This is a genomic window from Brevundimonas naejangsanensis DSM 23858 (assembly GCF_000421705.1).
Lineage (GTDB): Bacteria > Pseudomonadota > Alphaproteobacteria > Caulobacterales > Caulobacteraceae > Brevundimonas > Brevundimonas naejangsanensis.
The window spans coordinates 774,357-790,341 of sequence record NZ_ATXN01000002.1 but is presented as its reverse complement, the minus strand read 5'-3'; the positions used below and the strand labels follow the sequence as shown (position 1 = coordinate 790,341).

Genomic DNA, 15,985 nt, shown 5'->3' with positions numbered 1-15,985 from the left:
CAGCAAAAGGCGCAAGGCGGGCCGGCGGAACCGGCCCGTCTTGCTTGGGAGGGAGCCTTAGAAGTCCATCGACAGCCGCACGCCATAGGTGCGGCCCTGGCTGGGCGAGGTGGTCGGCCGCGACGAGCTGTTGAAGCCGTTGCGGGTCTCTTCGTAGTAGGTGTTGAACATGTTGCGCACCCACAGGCCCGCCCGCCAGTTGGCCCCGGCTGGCGAAACGCTGAAGTTGGAGTTCCACAGCCAGAAGGGCTCGATGATCGACGAGGAGCTCAGTGAGTAGAGTTCGTCGCGGTAGTTGTAGTTGGTTTCAGCGCGAAGCTCCCAGCCCGACATTTCCCAGTCATAGGAAATGGCGCCGCCGTAGTTCATCTTGGGGAAGGCTAGGCGTTCGCCCGAGCGGTCGTTGGTGATGATGTTGTCCCAGGGGCCGTCGACCGGGTTGGCGGCGTCGGTCGCAGGCCCGTCGATGGCGTTGTATTCATCATACTCGCCGGTCTTGTAGCCGATGTTCTGGCTGATGGTCAGGCCGTCCATCGGCACCCAGGTCAGTTCGATCTCGCCGCCCATGATGTGCGACTTGGGCACGTTGGTGATCTTGCCCAGTCGACCGGTGTCGCGATCGTATTCCAGACCCTGAACCTGCTGGTCCTTGTAGTCATAGTAGAACAGGGCGCCGTTCAACCGCAGGCGGCGATCGAACAGGTCGGACTTCAGGCCCGCCTCATAGGCGATGACGATTTCCGGCTTGAACGGGGTCGCCGAAGTGGCGTTGTAGGTGGTGAAGCCGCCGGATTTCACGCCGCGCGCCACGCTGGCGTAGAACAGGGCGTCGTCCGTGACCTTATACTCCAGCCCCAGTCGGCCCGAGACTTCATTGAGGTCGGTGTCGTAGGTGACGGGCGGCGGCGGCGGGTTGGGCGCGACATAGGTGCCGCCGCTCTTGAGCGTCCGCTCTTCCGTTTCCCAGCGCAGGCCGGCGATCAGGTTCAGCCGTTCGTTCACCTGATAGGAGTTGTGGGTGAAGATGCCGAAGGCCGACACGCTTTGATCATAGGCTGTGTCGATCAGGTTCGGGTTGCCCCGGAATTCGGTGTAGAAGCCGCCGTCGATGCTCTCGTCGGCATAGTGGGCGCCGACCATCCAGTTGAACGGGCCATCGCCGTTCGAACTCAGGCGCAGTTCCTGAGCAAAGACGTCGATGTCATTGTAAAAGAGGACGTTCGATTCGTGGAAGGGCGTGCTGTCCCAGTCGTTGAATTCGCTGCGCGAGAAGGTCTGGTAGGCGGTGATCGATGTCAGGTCGGCCCAGCCGAGATCCGCGCGGATGCGGGCGTTGATGTCGAACCCGTCATTGTCGCGGAAAGGTTTGGCGTTGGTCGAGACGCCGGCCTTGGCGGCCAGTTGCGGTGAAATCCCCCAGCCCGTGATGCGCCACGCCGTGTCCTTGGGATAGGTCACGCTGCCGTCGGCGACGGTGTAGGGGCCGAGCAGGCGGAAGCCGCGCCCGTCGGACTTGTCGATCGAATAGGTGGCGCTGAGGTCGGCGGTCACGGTCTCGCTGACGTCCCAGGTCAGGCGGCCGCGAATGGCGGTCTTGTTCAGGTCGCCCAGCTTCTCGCCGGTGTCGCGGTGGTATTGCCAGGCGCCGCCCTGCTCGGTGACGGCGGCCAGACGGCCCAGCAGGGTCGGGGCGATCTGGCCCGAGACATAGCCCTCGACCTTATAGCGGTCGAACGTGCCGTATTCGGCGTTGAAACCGGCCTGGAAATCGGCGGTCGGGGCGTTGGTGATGATATTGACGGCGCCGCCGGTGGTGTTGCGGCCGTACAGGGTGCCCTGCGGTCCGCGCAGGACTTCCAGACGGGCGATGTCGAACATCGCGCCCTGCGTGGTCACGGTGTAGGGGTGGGCCACTTCATCGACATAGATGCCGACGGTCGAAGCGTTGTTCGACGAGTATTCGCGCGCGCCGATGCCGCGGATGCGGAACTGGGGCTGACCGCCGCCGAACTGGCTGTCGACCTCCATGTTGGGGACGGCGTTCTCAAGATCGTTGACGACCGAGATGCCCTTCTCATCGAGCTGTTCGCCGCCGATGACGCTGAGCGACACGCCGACGTCCTGGCTGGCCTGTTCGCGGCGCTGGGCAGTGACGATGATCTCATCGACGCGCGTCGCCTGCTCTCCCGAGCGAGCGTTGCTCTGAGCATTGGCGTTGGAGAAAGCAGCTATTGTCAGTAAACTGACAGAAGATGCCAAGATATATTTGTTCATATCGTCCCCCTCAATACCATTGTTATTCTAACTTATGGTTTTGATGATGCTGGAAAGGCGATCGATCAACTCGTCGATCTGGTCGCGGCTGATAATCAAAGGAGGCGACAGCGCGATGACATCTGCTGTAACCCTTACTAGAATTCCGTCATCGAAGGCGCGGTGGAAGGCTTCCGTGGCGCGGGCGCCGGGCGCGCCGGGACGGGGTTCAAGCTCAATTCCCGCGACCAGACCCATGTCGCGGATGTCGATGACATGCGGCAGCCCTTTCAGACTGTGCACGGCGTCCTGCCAGTAGGGCGTCAGTTCGGCCGCGCGCTGGAACAGGCCTTCGTTCTCATAGACGTCCAGCGTCGCCAGCCCGGCCGCCGCCGCCAGCGGGTGGCCGGAATAGGTGTAGCCGTGGAAGAACTCGATGCCCGGCCCGGCCGCGCCCTCGACCACGGCCTGATAGACGGCGGCGCTGACGCCGACAGCGCCCATCGGCACGGCGCCGTTGGTCAGCCCCTTGGCGCAGGTCATCAGGTCGGGCGTGACGCCCAGAGCCTCGGCCGCCGTCAGGGCGCCCAGACGGCCGAAGCCGGTGATGACCTCGTCAAAGATCAGCAGGATGCCGTGCTGCGCCGTGATCTCGCGCAGACGCTCCAGATAGCCAAGCGGCGGCACGATGACCCCGGCCGAGCCGGACATGGGCTCGACGATGACGGCGGCGATGGTCTCGGCGCCGTGGCCCTCGATCAGAACCTCCAGCTCATCGGCCAGGTGCAGGCCCCAGCTCGGCTGGCCGCGCGTGAAGGCGGCCTCGTCCAGGTTCAGCGTGTGCGGCAGATGGTCGACGCCGGGCAGGGTGAGGAAGCCGCGCCTGTTGTTCTCCAGTCCACCCACGGAAATGCCGCCGAAGCCGACGCCGTGGTAGCCCTTCTGGCGGCCGATCAGGCGGGTGCGGTTCTCAAAACCTCTGGCGCTCTGATAGGCGAGGGCGATCTTCAGGGCGCTGTCCACCGCCTCGGACCCCGAACCGGCGAAGAAGACGTGGTTCAGGTCGCCCGGCAGCAGCATGCCCAGACGCGACGCCAGCTCGAACGCCAGCGGATGGCCCAGCTGGAAGGTCGGGGCGTAGTCGAGAACCTCGGCCTGACGCTGGATGGCCTCCACGATCGGCCGGCGGGCGTGGCCGGCGTTGACGCACCACAGGCCGGCGGCGCCATCCATCACCGCACGACCGTCCGGCGTGAAGTAATGCATGTCCTTGGCCGAGGCGAACAGGCGCGGCTGTGCCTTGAAGGCGCGGTTCGCCGTGAACGGCATCCAGAAAGGATCAAGGTCGTTGGCGGCTTTGCCGACGTTTGCAGCGATCATGCGGTCATCCTTCGTCACGGCTCGCGCAGTCTGGAGCGGTCATGGCCGATCTTCACCCTTTCGGGAATGAGTAGCCGATGGATCGTTGTTTGCAGCAAGCCTGTTTCTTTCTCAGCCTATGATGCTGAGATTGATAGCAAAAATATTCCAATGATCGATATAATGATCGCCTATATCGGGGGCGTCAGAAGGTTGGCGGCGTGCATGCGCTGATGACCACGCAGGGGCAGTCGCCGATGTTGCGGAAACGGTGCGGCAGGACGCTGGGGAACAGATAGCCTTCGCCCGCCTTCAGCACGCGCGACTGGCCGTCGACGGTGACTTCCAGACGGCCCGAGATGATCATGCCGCCTTCTTCGCCTTCGTGAGACAGCATGACCCGGCCGCTGTCCGAGCCGGGCTGATAGGTCTCGTAGAGGATCTGAAGGCTGGAATCCTGGCTGGAGCCCAACTGGCGATAGGAGACCTCGCCGCGCGAGATGTCAGTCAGTTCGTCGTGGCGATAGAAGTATTTGGTCGGGGTCTCGAACTCCGAGCTGAAGAAGTCGCCCAGCGAGATGCCCGCCGCGTCCAGCAGCCGTTTCAGCGAACCGACGGATGGGCTGGTACGGCCGCTCTCGACCAGGCTGACGGTGCTGGACGGCACCCCAGCCTTGCGGGCGAGCGCGCGTTGCGACAGGCCGAGGCGGTCCCGAAGGGCGCGCAGGCGCGGGCCGATGATGTTTTCTTCTTCCATATCGCCACGCGCCACCCTGTCAGCTCCGTTTGCGGGTCAGCAGATCATAGGCCGCCCGCGCCATGACCTTGGCCGAGTTGGTCATGTCGTCGATGCCGACCCATTCGTCGGGCTGGTGCGCCAGGTCGAGCACGCCGGGGCCATAGGCGATGCAGTCTTTCAGCCGGCCGATGCGGTCGATGTGCTTCTGGTCATAGGTGCCAGGCGAGCAGACGAACTGGGCTTTTTTACCGAGCACCGTCTCGATGGCGGCGGCGGTCGTGCTGGCGACGGGACCGTCGCGGTCGGCCATGCTGGGGGCGACTTCGAACAGGTCGCGCATCTCATAGCGGAAGCCGTGACGCTGGGCCGCCAGCCCGTCGAGGATGGCCTGCACCTCGCCCTTCACGTCCTCCAGAGACTCCTCGATCAGGAAGCGGCGGTCGATGACCATGCGGCTGGAATCAGCGACGCAGGGCGCGGGCAGTCCGTCGAAGCCCTCGGCCTGGCCGCCGTGGATGGAGTTGATGTTCATTGTCGACTGGCGGGCGCCCTCGGGCACGACCGGCATGTCGGAATGGCGGGCGGCCATGGCGGGATAGAGCTTGCTCTCGAACTCCTCCATCACCGCCCCCATGTGGCGGATGGCGGAGTCGCCCAGGAAGGGCATGGAGCCGTGGGCGATGCGGCCCTTGGTCTCGATCTCGGCCCACCAGACGCCGCGATGGCCGATGCAGACCCGGTCCACGTTCAGCGGCTCGGGGATGATGACATGGTTGACTTTTGGCTCCGAGAACCAGCCGCGCTCGGCCAGATAGGCGACGCCGCCGTAGCCGCCCGATTCCTCGTCCACCGTGCCGGAGATTTCGAGCGCGCCGGGCAGGGGCAGGCCGGAATCGATCAGGGCCTCGACCGCGATGATGGAGGCGGCCAGCCCGCCCTTCATGTCGCAGGCGCCCCGGCCGTAGACTTTGCCGTCCTTCACCTCGCCGCCGAAGGGATCGACGGTCCAGCCGGCGCCGACCTCGACCACGTCGATGTGGCTGTTGAAGTGGACGCAAGGGCCCGGTTCAGAGCCGGTCCAGCGGGCGATGACGTTGGTGCGCGGGTACTGGTCGCTGTCGCCTGGCGAGCCCTCGCCGCGTACGTATTCGACGGTGAAGCCGCGCTTTTTCAGTCGCTCGCCGATGTATTCGGCGCAGGGGCGATAGGCCTCGCCCGGCGGATTAATGGTGGGAAAGCGGATCAGGTCCTGGGTCAGGGCGACCAGTTCGTCGGTGCGGCCGTCGATCAGGTCCATGACGGTTTGCAGGGTCGGGGCGCTCATCGGTGGAACCTCACTCGGCGGCCAAGGCGGCCAGCACCGCGTCGGTCATCTCAATGGTGGAAACGGCGGCGACGCCGGGGTGGGCGATATCGGGGGTGCGGACGCCGCTGGACACGACGCGCCGAACGGCGTGTTCCAGCCGGTCGGCCAGGTCCGCTCGGTCGAAGGACCAGCGCAGGCACAGGGCGAAGGACAGGATGGTGGCGATGGGGTTGGCGATGCCTTGCCCCGCGATGTCGGGCGCCGAGCCGTGGATCGGCTCATACAGGCCCCGGCTGTTGCCGCCTTTTCCTAAGCCGGACAGGGAAGCGGAAGGCAGCAGGCCCAGCGATCCGGTCAGCGCCGCCGCCGCGTCCGACAGGATGTCGCCGAACAAGTTGTCGGTGACGATGACGTCGAACTGGTCCGGGCGACGAACCAACTGCATGGCGCAGTTGTCGGCGTACATGTGCGACAGCTCCACATCGGGATAGTCGGCGGCGACCTCGATCGCGACGGCGCGCCACAGGGCGCCCGTCTCCATGACATTGGCCTTGTCCACCGAGCAGACGCGGCGCTGGCGGGTGCGGGCCAGTTCGAACGCCGTGCGACAGACGCGGGCGATCTCGGCTTCTGTGTAGGCTTGAGTGTCGTAGGCGCGGCGTTGGCCGTCGGGGGCGACCTCGTTGGCGCGGGGCAGGCTGAAATAGACGCCCGCCGTCGCCTCGCGCACGATCAGGATGTCGAGGCCCCGGATCAGGTCGGGCTTCAGCGCCGAGGCGTCCAGCAGTTCGTCGAAACAGACGGCGGGGCGCAGGTTGGCGTAGAGATCCAGCGCCTGACGCAGGCGCAGGATGCCCATCTCGGGCCGTTGGGCGCGGGGCAGGTGGTCCCACTTCGGCCCGCCGACGGCGCCGAACAGGACGGCGTCCGACGCCAGCGCCTGCTCGACCACATCCTCGGCGATGGGCGCGCCCACGGCGTCGATGCTGGCGCCGCCCGCAAGGGCCTCGCTCAGTTCAATCCGCAGCCCGGCGTTCCGGGCCCAGTCGATGACGCGCAGGGTCTCACGGACGATCTCAGGCCCGATGCCGTCGCCCGGCAGGACCAGCAGCTTGAACACGCGGTCAGATGCAGCGGCCACCGTCGACCTCCAGCGCCACGCCCGTGATCATTGAGGCGTCGTCCGAACACAGGAAGGCGGCGGCGGCGCCCATGTCCTCGGGCGTCGAGAAGCGGCCGATGGGAATGGAGGCCAGGAATTTGGCTCGCACCTCGGGGGTGTCGGCGCCCATGAAGGTCTTCAGCAGGGGGGTGTCGCCCGCCACCGGGTTCAGGGCGTTCACCCGCACCTGGAAGGGCGCCAGTTCGACCGCCATCGCCCGCGTCGCCGTGATGACCCAGCCCTTGGAGGCGTTATACCAGGCCAGGTTCGGGCGGGGGCTGACGCCGCCGGTCGAGGCGATGTTCAGGATGGCGCCCGATCCTTGCGCCTTCATCGCCGGGACGAAGGCCTTGGACATCAGATAGATGGAGCGCATGTTGACGTTGGCGATGCGGTCGAAGGCTTCGTCCGACAGCTCGTCCAGCGGCTGGGGCGTGTGGCCGACGCCCGCGTTGTTGACCACGATGTCGACGCCGCCCAGCAGGCGCTCAGCTGTCTCGCCGAGTGCGGCCACGTCGGCGGCGCTGGACACATCGACCTTCACGCCCAGATCGGCGTCGCCCAGTTCAGCGGCCAGCGTGCGGGCGGCTTCAAGGTTCAGGTCCGCGACGATGACGCGGGCGCCTTCCTCGGCGAAGCGGCGCGCGATACCGGCGCCGAAGCCGGAGGCTCCGCCTGTGACGATCGCTCGCTTGCCCTCCAGCCGCTTCGATCTGTTCTCCCCCAAGACGCTACTCCCTTGCGCTATCCGTGATGGGCCGCGACGGTCTTCAGGGTGGTGAAGGCGTAGAGCGCCTCGAACCCCTTCTCGCGACCGTGCCCCGATTTTCCGACGCCGCCGAAGGGCAGTTCGACCCCGCCCGCCGCGCCGTAGTTGTTGATGAAGACCTGTCCGGCCCGCAGCCGCTTCGCCAGCCGCATCTGTCGCCCGCCGTCAGCGGTCCAGACGCCTGCGACGAGGCCGTAGTCTGTGCCGTTGGCGATGGCGACGGCGTCGTCTTCCGTGTCGAAGGGGATGACGACGACGGCGGGGCCGAAGATCTCCTGCTGCGCCAGCGGATGGTCGGGCGCGACATTGGCGAACAGGGTCGGGGCGACATAGGCGCCGCCTGACGGCAGGTCGGACAGCCTCGCCTGCGCCACGATCAGGCCGTCGGCGCGGCCCTTGTCGATGAAGCTCTCGACCATGGCCTGCTGCTTCTTCGACACCAGCGGACCGACATCGCGGTCGTCCATCGCGGGGCCGACGGTCAGGGCCGCGAAGCGCTCGGCCATGCGGCGTACGACCTCGTCATAGACGCCGCGCTGAACCAGCACGCGCGATCCGGCCGAGCAGGTCTGGCCTGCGTTCTGGACGCCCGCGTTGACGAGGAAGGGCAGGGCCTTGTCCAGATCGGCGTCGTCGAACACCAACTGGGGCGACTTGCCGCCCAGCTCCAGCGTCACCGGCACGGCGTTGATCGCTGCGGCCTGCTGGATGGCGACGCCCACGCCGGTCGAGCCGGTGAAGGACAGGTGGTTGATCACCGGATGGGCGGCCAGCGCCGCGCCCGCCTCGGCGCCCGTGCCGGTCACGACGTTCAGCGTGCCCGCAGGCAGGCCGCAGTCGGCGGCGATGTGGGCGAAGGCTAGCGCTGTCAGAGAGGCCTGCTCGGCGGGCTTCAGCACCACGGCGTTGCCGACGCACAGGGCGGCCACGACCGAGCGGCCGATGATCTGCATCGGATAGTTCCAGGGGATGATATGCCCCGTCACCCCGTGCGGCTCGCGCAGGGTGTAGACGGTGTAGCCGTCCTGGAAGGGGATGGTTTCGCCGTGCAGCTTGTCGGCTGCGCCTGCATAGAATTCGAGATAGCGGGCCAGGGCGACGACATCGTTGCGGGCCTGTTTCAGCGGCTTGCCGACGTCCAGCGCCTCAAGCTCGGCCAGCATGTCGATGCGGGCTTCGACCTCGCGTCCCATGCGGGCCAGGATGCGGCCGCGCTCGACGGCCGTCATGCGGCCCCAGTCTCCGTCGAAGGCGGCGCGGGCGGCCTGGACGGCGGCGTCCACGTCGGCGGCGGTCCCGGCGGCCAGAGCGCCCATGACCTCGCCCGTCGACGGGTTCTCAATCGGCAGGGTGGCGCCGTCGGCGGCGGATCGCCATACACCGCCTATGAAAATCCTGTCCGTGGAAAATGGCGCCGCCATTTGTTTCCCGCCCATCCTGCCTGCGATCTTCTCTGAGGGATCGCTAGCCTGAGAGTGGGCCGCATTACGGATTATGCAACAAGCCCTTTTTGCGCGGGGGCTAAGTTGTTGATTTAGCGTCTATGATGCTCAAAATATTGAGCGATATTGGCCAATCTCAACGAAAAGCTCAATCCGGGTTGGCGATCGGCGCCGTCGGCGCAGGAGCCTTGGCGGCTTCTTCTTCCAGCCTTCGGCGTTGGTCAGGGTCTTCGTCCGGCTGAGGGGTGGTGACGCTGGGATCGGGGTGTCGGTCGCGGCGTTCTGCGTCGCCGGTCTCGCGGCGGGCCTGCTCCTGGAGGCTGTCTTTGTCAGCGGGGCTGCGAGGGTCTTGATCATTTGCCGTCATCGTCTTCTCCCTGTGAAGGAGGAGAGAGCGAGGTCGTTGCTCGTACCTCTCTCTCCTCTCCACACTGTTCAGGTTCCTGTGCCAAAGCCCTTGGGACCACCGGCGCCAGCAGCGCCAGCGCCGCCGGTTGAGGGCGTCGCGCTTCGGTCAGCGGGGTTGCTGGTCTGCTCTGGATCCTGGTTGGCGGCCGCCTTCCGGGCGGCTCGGCCAGCCTCGACCTCGTCGCCATCAAGGCCGGTCTCGTCGTCGCGGTTGGGGTCGTTCGGTTGGACGTCGGTCATGACGGTTCTCTCTGTTGATTGAGTGAAATCAAGCAACAGGGGAGAAGCCGGTTCCTACAGCAGCGCTACACGAAAAGTTTGGGAACGGGGCGGGAACTGACGGGAAACCCCCAGGCGCCTCAGTGATACGCCCGTCGCTCTGGCCTGAAGACGGCGACGCCTGCCCCTCCAACCACCCAAGCTATCGGGCGGGAGCGCAATTCTACAATTTCAGGAAGGAAATATGTGGCGGAGAGGGGGGGATTCGAACCCCCGGTACGCTTCCACGTACGCCGCATTTCGAGTGCGGTACATTCAACCACTCTGCCACCTCTCCGCGGGTCGGTAGTCCCTAATGGGGCTGAGCGAGCGGTCTCTCTAATGAAAGCCGTGTCGGGCTGCAAGCCGTATGTCGAAGAAAATCGACTGCCGCTTCAACGCTGTCCGGGAAGAGCCAGTCCCGAAGGGGCGCCGCCGGCCGGTTCGGGGCCGATATAGCGAAAAAGTTCGGCCGGGCGGCCGCCGGTGTCGCTGGCGAAAACGCCAGTGGGCTGGACCAGGCCGGTGCGCTCGACGCCGCGTCGGAAGTTCTGCTTGTGCAGGGACAGGCCCGCCACCGCTTCGGCCGCGTTCTGCAGAGCGGACAGGGTGAAGGTCGGCGGCGTCAGGTCGAACAGGACCGGGCGGTACTTCAGCTTGGAGCGCAGTCGGCCAAGGCCCGTGGCGACGATGCGGCGGTGGTCTGAGGTCATGGACAGGTCGCCCAGAGGCGCCGGGACGGGCCGGTCATGATCGCGGGCGGATTCGGCGACCAGGCCCGCCTCATAGAGAAGTTCATAGCGTTCCAGCACGCGCTCCTCGTTCCAGCGCGCGTCGGGCGAGAGGGCGAACAGGGACTCGGCGCGGCCGCGTCGGGCGGGATCATCGCCTGCCCAGTCGGCCAGGTCTGAACGCAGGCTGGCCAGGACGGAGGGGCGGCCCTGGCGCCAGTCCTCCCAGGGAAAGATGTCGAAGATAGGAGTCCACGCGGCGTCCCTGCCCGAGGCGAAGCCGGGAGCGTCGGGCGCCTCAGCGGTCAGGGCCAGGTAGCCGACGGAGACTTCGCGCGCGCGTTCCGGCCCCGGCGTGGCGCGGGGCGCGGCGCGACCGGCGTCGCCGAAGGTATAGAGCTGCTCGACAAAGCCGAGCGGGAAGCCGGTCTGTTCGGTGACGAAGGCGCGCAGGGCCAGTTCAAAGGTCCGGTCGCGCGACGGATCGAACGGGCCGAAGGGCAGGGCGGAGGCGCCGTCCGGGGCATGTGTGGTCAGCACTACGGCCTGACGTTCGCGCAGGGCGATGACCACGGCCGACAGGCCGATCCGCACGCCCTGTTCGCCCCCCTGCTTCATCAAGCGTCCTATTCTGTGTGCCAAGCGTCGGCGCCGGGCAGGATGCCGACAGCTTCGGCCAGAACGCGGTAGCGGTCCAGATAGCGCTGCTGGGCGACGGCGGCGGGCTGGGGCTCGATCACCAGATCATAGCCGGGCGGCGGGGCCCCGAAGATCTGCAGGGACTCGCGACGGGTGAAGCCGGCCAGTTGCGTCGCCTCATAGAAGGCGCAGGCCTTGTCGGCCTTCTTGATCAGGGTCTTGATCGTCTGCGGCGTCTTGGGAGGCAGTTGGAAGCGGACGTGGATGGCGGCTTCCAGTCGGGCCTCGAAATCCTTGTAGCTGGAGCCAAGCGCCGATTTGAATGGCGAGATCATGTCGCCGATGACGTATTCCGAGGCGTCGTGCAGCAGGGCGGCGAGGCGCCATTTCGGCTCCAGCCCCGGCCGGATGTGGGCGGCGATCTCCTCGACCACCAGGGAGTGCTGGGCGACCGAGAAGGCGTGCTCGCCGATGGTCTGGCCGTTCCAGCGGGCGACGCGGGCCAGACCGTGGGCGATGTCCTCGATCTCGATGTCGAACGGCGACGGGTCCAGCAGGTCCAGGCGGCGGCCCGACAGCATCCGCTGCCAGGCGCGGGGCGGCTTGGGTTTGCGGACTCGGGGCGCGGGGCCGGCGTCTTCGATTTCTTCGGCCAAGGTCTTGATGTTGCGCATGCTCAGGCTGGTGACTCAGACCGAACGCGCGATCAAGGGCGGCCGTTGCGATAGATGGGGGTTAATCGCCGACGTTTAGCGTCACCAAGGCCTTGGCCGCGTCGAACAGGCGGTCCGGGTCGCGGTCCTTGCTGCGGACGGTGGCGACGACGATGGGGCCGCCGACCGGGCCGCGCGCCTCGTATCCGACCGTGCGCCAGCCGCTGGCCGAGGCCTCCTTGCCGGTCATCAGGAAGGTGGCGCGCACCGCCTCGCCGGAACCGCTGGTGCGGATGCGGGCGGCGCCGTCGGTCGCGTCGATGTTCACCGTGTCGTCGCGGGACGAGACGTTGACCCGGCTGGACTTGTCGTCGGCGCGGATGGTCAGGCCGCCGATGCGGATGTTGGCGCGGTCGCCGTCGGCCTCGATCTTCATGCCGGGCAGTCGGACGGTGGCCTTGTCGCCCTGAGCATCGACGCGCAGGCCCGGCATCCTGACCTGGGCGGAATCGCCGGCGGCGGCCTCGGCTTCGGCGGCGGCGCGGGACGCATCGGCTTCGGCGCGGGCTGCGTCCGCCTCAGCCCTGGCGGCCTCGGCCTCGACGCGGGCGTTTTCGGCCTCCACCTCGGCCACGGCCTCGGGCAGGTCGGAGGTCAGGCGGTTCTCAAAGCTTTTCAGGGCCTCGGTGGAAGAGCGGCCGTCCAGTTGAACCAGTTGCAGGATGACTTCCGAACCGCGCGGCCCGCCATAGACGCACGACCCGTCGGCGCGGGCCGAACCCTTGCGCGTCAGCACGCCCTGGGTCTGGGGGCATTGCAGGGCGTCGACCACCTTCAGCACCCCGGACGAATCCGAGGTCGAAGACGTGGTGATGCGCACCGTGCCGGGGTTGTCGCAGGCGGCGGCCATCAGCGCCAGGGCGATAACAGGCCAGGTGATCTGTTGCATGGTCGGCTCCACTCAAGGTCCCGATTGTGCGCCATAAGCGCCGTGGGGCCAGTGAAATCGCGGTAATCGAAAGGCGACGGGAAAGCGGCTGAAATCAGCCGCCCCTTCAGCCCCCGGGACGGGCGCCTTCGCGACGGCTCATGAAGGCTAGGCGTTCGAACAGATGCACGTCCTGCTCATTCTTCAGCAGGGCGCCGTGCAGCGGGGGGATCAGCTTGCCGGGCGTCTTCTCGCGCAGGGTCTCCGGCGCCACGTCGTCCACCAGCAAAAGCTTCAGCCAGTCCAGCAGTTCCGACGTCGAAGGCTTCTTCTTCAGGCCCGGCGTGTCGCGGATTTCATAGAAGGTCTTCAGGGCCTCTGAGACCAGGCGCGGCTTGATGCCGGGGAAATGGACCTCGACGATGTCCTGCATCGTCTCGGCGTCGGGGAAGCGGATGTAGTGGAAGAAGCAGCGGCGCAGGAAGGCGTCCGGCAGCTCCTTCTCATTGTTCGAGGTGATGACGACGACGGGGCGGACCTCGGCGCGGATCGTCTCGTCCGTCTCCTGGACGTAGAACTCCATGCGATCGAGTTCCTGCAGCAGGTCGTTGGGAAACTCGATGTCGGCCTTGTCGATCTCGTCGATCAGCAGGACAGGGCGGGTCGGGGCCGTGAAGGCCTCCCACAGCTTGCCCTTCTTCAGATAGTTGCGCACGTCGTGCACGCGCTCGTCGCCCAGCTGGCTGTCGCGCAGGCGGGACACGGCGTCGTATTCATACAGACCGTTGTGGGCCTTGGTCGTGGACTTGACGTGCCAGGTGATCAGCGGCGCGTTCAGCGCGCGGGCCAGTTCATAGGCCAGGACCGTCTTGCCCGTGCCGGGCTCGCCCTTGATCAGCAGCGGCCGTTCCAGCGCCACGGCGGCGTTGACGGCGACCTTCAGGTCGTCGGTGGCGATGTAGTTGGACGTGCCTTCGAACCGGCTCATGCGAAACCTGCTCCATTCCGGGGGAAGGGAGCAGGTAGCTTAAAGAGATGGGCGTGAACAGGCGGCAGGATCAGGTGATGCGCTTGGCCGACACCGGATCGCTGGCGGGAAAGGTCTCTTCGACGCCCTCGTCGATCAGGGCTTCCTGACGGTTTTCGGCGTCCTTTTCCTTGTCTTTCAGCTGGTCGGTCTTGCCGCTTTGGTGGGGCGCGCGCTTGGCCGGAGGGGTGTTGGGGTCAGCGTCTTCCTGGGTCTTGGTGTGAGCTTTGTCGGTCATTGATTTCCTCATTGTTCGGGGCCGTAGCCCAGGTCCTCTATGTCGTCGTCGGAGAGACGTTTGGCTTCCCAATGGGCGGCGCTGGCCTGGGCGCCGCGCTGGTTGCGCATCAGACCGGCGTAGACCAGTTCCACCTCGTCCGCGCCGGAGGTCATGGCGCCGTCGCCGTCGGCTTGGCTGAGCCGGACGCTGTCGACGCCGAGCAGGGCGTCAGCCTCGGCCTCTATGCCGTCCAGAGCCAGTTCCGCGTCGAGATCCGGGTCATCTTCGTCAAAGGGTTCGGCGTCGGCGTCTCCATCCATTTGGGTGACGTCCAGCACGTCCTCGGCTTCGTCGAACGACAGGTCGCCGTCGCCGTCATCGTCCAGATGGGTCTCGTCATAGACCTCGGCCTGATCCTGGGCGTCGGTGTCGAAGTCGGGTCCTGCCATCATTGTCTCCCTTCCGACAGATCAACGGCTCGGCTCGTCAGGGCGTTCCCGCCTGCGGCCATGACGCTGGGGAAGGGCGAAGTGAAGGGATGGTTAACCACGTCGCTTTACAGTTCATCAGCGGCCGGCCGTCACGGTGAGGGCGGCGCCACGGAGACCTTCCCTTGCCTCTGAAACTGTCGCTGAAACCCGGCGAGAAATTCGTGCTGAACGGGGCCGTCGTCCAGAACGGCGACCGTCGCGGCGTTCTGATCCTGCAGAACAAGGCCAGCGTCCTGCGCGAAAAGGACATCATGCAGCCCGAGGACGTCACGACGCCCGCGCGCCGCATCTATTTCCCCGTCATGATGATGTATCTGGATGAGGCCGACGCGCCGAAATTCTATGACGAGTTCGCCCTGCGCCTGACGGAGTTCATGGGCGCGGTGCGCAATCCGGACATCCTGAGCGAATGCGTCGCCTGCTCGAAGCACGTGCTGGCGCGTCAGTATTACAAGGCCCTGATGGGCGCTCGCAAAATCGTCGATTACGAAGATCAAAGGCTCGGCAATGTCGCTTCAGGCGTACAAGACGGCGGCGACGCGGGCTGAATCCCCGCGTGAAATGGAATACCGGCTGTTCGGCCAGGTGACGCGCGCCCTGATGCACGCCTCGACCCTGGACAGGTCGGATGTCGCCGGGCGGATGGACGCGCTGGACTGGAACCGTCGGCTGTGGTCGACGCTGGCGACCGCCTGCACGGACCCGGACAACGCCTTGCCGCAGGCGATGCGGGCGCAGTTCATTTCGCTGAGCCTGTTCGTCAACCGCAACACATCCGAAGTCATGCGCGGCGAGGACGATTTCTCGACCCTGATCGAGATCAACCGCATGATCATGCAGGGACTCAGCGGACAGACGGACGCGGGCTGAACGCTTCCTGCGGGCCTAGTTACGAGCCTAGAACAGGTTCGCGGCCCAGTGGGCTATGCCGCTGACGACAGCCACCACCGTGGTCCACACCAGGGCCAGATAGACTCCGCACACCGCTGAGCCGAAGAGACCGGCCAGGATGAAGGCGCCGTCACGCTGGATGATGCCCAGGCCGAACAGGGCCAGGGTCAGGCCGGGCAGGGCGTCGCCGAACGGCACCGGCAGCGCCATCATCAGGGCCAGCAGAATGCAGATCACGCCGATGGCGACATCGGCGGCTTCGCCCGTCAGGACTGGCCAGCGCGGTCTGGTCAGGCGCTCGACACGGCGCAGGCGGGGCAGGATTTTCGCCGTGGCGGAACGATAGGACTGACGGCTTACCGACAGGTTCAACAACCAGCGCGGCAGCCAGACCTTCTCGCGCTGCAGCGCCATCTCGGCGGCGATCAGGATGATCGGAACGGAAAAGACCGCCTTGCCGCCCGGCGGCCACGGAAACAGCGCCATCAGGGCCAGCATCAGGATGACGGCGCCGAAGCCGCGTTCGCCGAAAGCCTCGACCATTTCGCGAAGGGACAGTTTATCGGATTCGCCCTGATCCAGCCGGTCCTGATCCAGCCGCTCCTGGCCCAGGCGCTCCAGCACGTCGGAGAAGGTCCGTCCCTCATCGGGCGGCGGCGTGGAAACGAGCGTCATCAAGCGAGACTCAAAGCGATGTCGTGCACGACGT

General features: G+C 66.2%; 18 protein-coding genes and 1 tRNA gene. 2 read left to right on the top strand and 17 right to left on the bottom strand.

The features are described 5' to 3' along the window. Positions 1 to 57: 57 nt before the first annotated feature. The 16 genes from H556_RS0104100 to H556_RS0104025 form a co-directional block, all read right to left on the bottom strand. On the bottom strand, positions 58 to 2,274 hold the full coding sequence (locus H556_RS0104100; protein WP_024353224.1) for a TonB-dependent receptor: 2,217 nt from the start codon (positions 2,272 to 2,274) through the stop codon (positions 58 to 60). 27 nt (positions 2,275 to 2,301) lie between these two features. Further along, a complete protein-coding gene (aptA, locus tag H556_RS0104095; RefSeq protein ID WP_024353223.1) occupies positions 2,302 to 3,633 on the bottom strand; it encodes an omega-aminotransferase AptA in 1,332 nt (443 codons plus the stop codon). Positions 3,634 to 3,817: 184 nt separating this feature from the next. Beyond that, positions 3,818 to 4,384, bottom strand: a complete 567-nt coding sequence (locus tag H556_RS0104090) for a cupin domain-containing protein (protein ID WP_233551957.1) — start codon at positions 4,382 to 4,384, stop codon at positions 3,818 to 3,820. Between the two features lie 4 nt (positions 4,385 to 4,388). Further along, positions 4,389 to 5,675 (bottom strand): acetylornithine deacetylase/succinyl-diaminopimelate desuccinylase family protein, encoded by a 1,287-nt coding sequence (locus H556_RS0104085; RefSeq protein ID WP_024353221.1) that lies wholly within the window; start codon positions 5,673 to 5,675, stop codon positions 4,389 to 4,391. A 10-nt stretch (positions 5,676 to 5,685) separates the two neighbouring features. Beyond that, positions 5,686 to 6,777: a 3-isopropylmalate dehydrogenase gene (gene leuB / locus H556_RS0104080; RefSeq protein ID WP_211216105.1), complete on the bottom strand. Its 1,092-nt coding sequence runs from the start codon at positions 6,775 to 6,777 to the stop codon at positions 5,686 to 5,688. 4 nt (positions 6,778 to 6,781) lie between these two features. Beyond that, positions 6,782 to 7,546, bottom strand: coding sequence for a glucose 1-dehydrogenase (locus tag H556_RS0104075; protein WP_024353219.1), 765 nt, complete (start codon positions 7,544 to 7,546; stop codon positions 6,782 to 6,784). A gap of 17 nt (positions 7,547 to 7,563) precedes the next feature. Then, positions 7,564 to 9,009: an aldehyde dehydrogenase family protein gene (locus H556_RS0104070; protein ID WP_029673186.1), complete on the bottom strand. Its 1,446-nt coding sequence runs from the start codon at positions 9,007 to 9,009 to the stop codon at positions 7,564 to 7,566. 169 nt (positions 9,010 to 9,178) lie between these two features. Beyond that, entirely contained in the window at positions 9,179 to 9,397 is a 219-nt protein-coding gene (locus tag H556_RS0104065) for a hypothetical protein (RefSeq protein ID WP_024353217.1), read from the bottom strand. 68 nt (positions 9,398 to 9,465) lie between these two features. Beyond that, complete coding sequence (locus H556_RS0104060; protein WP_024353216.1) at positions 9,466 to 9,678, bottom strand: hypothetical protein; 213 nt, start codon at positions 9,676 to 9,678, stop codon at positions 9,466 to 9,468. A gap of 226 nt (positions 9,679 to 9,904) precedes the next feature. Continuing rightward, a tRNA-Ser gene (locus H556_RS0104055) sits at positions 9,905 to 9,994 on the bottom strand. A 97-nt stretch (positions 9,995 to 10,091) separates the two neighbouring features. After that, a complete protein-coding gene (locus H556_RS0104050) occupies positions 10,092 to 11,045 on the bottom strand; it encodes an NUDIX hydrolase (protein ID WP_024353215.1) in 954 nt (317 codons plus the stop codon). An 8-nt stretch (positions 11,046 to 11,053) separates the two neighbouring features. Beyond that, on the bottom strand, positions 11,054 to 11,647 hold the full coding sequence (locus H556_RS0104045) for a YfbR-like 5'-deoxynucleotidase (protein ID WP_024353214.1): 594 nt from the start codon (positions 11,645 to 11,647) through the stop codon (positions 11,054 to 11,056). Between the two features lie 154 nt (positions 11,648 to 11,801). Beyond that, positions 11,802 to 12,668: a hypothetical protein gene (locus tag H556_RS0104040; protein ID WP_024353213.1), complete on the bottom strand. Its 867-nt coding sequence runs from the start codon at positions 12,666 to 12,668 to the stop codon at positions 11,802 to 11,804. A 106-nt stretch (positions 12,669 to 12,774) separates the two neighbouring features. Further along, positions 12,775 to 13,635: an AAA family ATPase gene (locus tag H556_RS0104035; RefSeq protein ID WP_024353212.1), complete on the bottom strand. Its 861-nt coding sequence runs from the start codon at positions 13,633 to 13,635 to the stop codon at positions 12,775 to 12,777. Between the two features lie 70 nt (positions 13,636 to 13,705). Next, positions 13,706 to 13,912 carry a hypothetical protein gene (locus H556_RS0104030; protein WP_024353211.1) on the bottom strand — a complete coding sequence of 69 codons (207 nt, stop codon included), beginning with the start codon at positions 13,910 to 13,912 and terminating at the stop codon, positions 13,706 to 13,708. 8 nt (positions 13,913 to 13,920) lie between these two features. Next, a complete protein-coding gene (locus tag H556_RS0104025; RefSeq protein WP_029673184.1) occupies positions 13,921 to 14,346 on the bottom strand; it encodes a hypothetical protein in 426 nt (141 codons plus the stop codon). Between the two features lie 161 nt (positions 14,347 to 14,507). On the opposite strand from H556_RS0104025, the gene flbT reads away from it, so the two are divergent. After that, positions 14,508 to 14,933: a flagellar biosynthesis repressor FlbT gene (gene flbT, locus H556_RS0104020; protein WP_003168590.1), complete on the top strand. Its 426-nt coding sequence runs from the start codon at positions 14,508 to 14,510 to the stop codon at positions 14,931 to 14,933. Further along, positions 14,893 to 15,255: a flagellar biosynthesis regulator FlaF gene (gene flaF / locus H556_RS0104015; protein WP_029673182.1), complete on the top strand. Its 363-nt coding sequence runs from the start codon at positions 14,893 to 14,895 to the stop codon at positions 15,253 to 15,255. The genes flbT and flaF overlap by 41 nt, the downstream gene beginning before the upstream one ends. A 27-nt stretch (positions 15,256 to 15,282) precedes the next feature. Here flaF and H556_RS0104010 read toward each other — a convergent pair whose 3' ends face one another. Continuing rightward, positions 15,283 to 15,951, bottom strand: coding sequence for an exopolysaccharide biosynthesis protein (locus tag H556_RS0104010; RefSeq protein ID WP_024353208.1), 669 nt, complete (start codon positions 15,949 to 15,951; stop codon positions 15,283 to 15,285). Between the last annotated feature and the right edge of the window lie 34 nt (positions 15,952 to 15,985).

What these genes read in the sequence shown, in the direction of transcription:
- H556_RS0104035 (WP_024353212.1), bottom strand. Translation starts at nt 13,635, where the DNA reads ATGAGCCGGTTCGAAGGCACGTCCAACTACATCGCCACCGACGACCTG.
- H556_RS0104030 (WP_024353211.1), bottom strand. Translation starts at nt 13,912, where the DNA reads ATGACCGACAAAGCTCACACCAAGACCCAGGAAGACGCTGACCCCAAC.
- H556_RS0104085 (WP_024353221.1), bottom strand. Translation starts at nt 5,675, where the DNA reads ATGAGCGCCCCGACCCTGCAAACCGTCATGGACCTGATCGACGGCCGC.
- H556_RS0104010 (WP_024353208.1), bottom strand. Translation starts at nt 15,951, where the DNA reads ATGACGCTCGTTTCCACGCCGCCGCCCGATGAGGGACGGACCTTCTCC.
- H556_RS0104045 (WP_024353214.1), bottom strand. Translation starts at nt 11,647, where the DNA reads ATGCTGTCGGGCCGCCGCCTGGACCTGCTGGACCCGTCGCCGTTCGAC.
- H556_RS0104065 (WP_024353217.1), bottom strand. Translation starts at nt 9,397, where the DNA reads ATGACGGCAAATGATCAAGACCCTCGCAGCCCCGCTGACAAAGACAGC.
- H556_RS0104025 (WP_029673184.1), bottom strand. Translation starts at nt 14,346, where the DNA reads ATGATGGCAGGACCCGACTTCGACACCGACGCCCAGGATCAGGCCGAG.
- H556_RS0104040 (WP_024353213.1), bottom strand. Translation starts at nt 12,668, where the DNA reads ATGCAACAGATCACCTGGCCTGTTATCGCCCTGGCGCTGATGGCCGCC.
- H556_RS0104070 (WP_029673186.1), bottom strand. Translation starts at nt 9,009, where the DNA reads ATGGCGGCGCCATTTTCCACGGACAGGATTTTCATAGGCGGTGTATGG.
- H556_RS0104100 (WP_024353224.1), bottom strand. Translation starts at nt 2,274, where the DNA reads ATGAACAAATATATCTTGGCATCTTCTGTCAGTTTACTGACAATAGCT.
- H556_RS0104060 (WP_024353216.1), bottom strand. Translation starts at nt 9,678, where the DNA reads ATGACCGACGTCCAACCGAACGACCCCAACCGCGACGACGAGACCGGC.
- aptA (WP_024353223.1), bottom strand. Translation starts at nt 3,633, where the DNA reads ATGATCGCTGCAAACGTCGGCAAAGCCGCCAACGACCTTGATCCTTTC.
- flaF (WP_029673182.1), top strand. Translation starts at nt 14,893, where the DNA reads ATGTCGCTTCAGGCGTACAAGACGGCGGCGACGCGGGCTGAATCCCCG.
- H556_RS0104050 (WP_024353215.1), bottom strand. Translation starts at nt 11,045, where the DNA reads ATGAAGCAGGGGGGCGAACAGGGCGTGCGGATCGGCCTGTCGGCCGTG.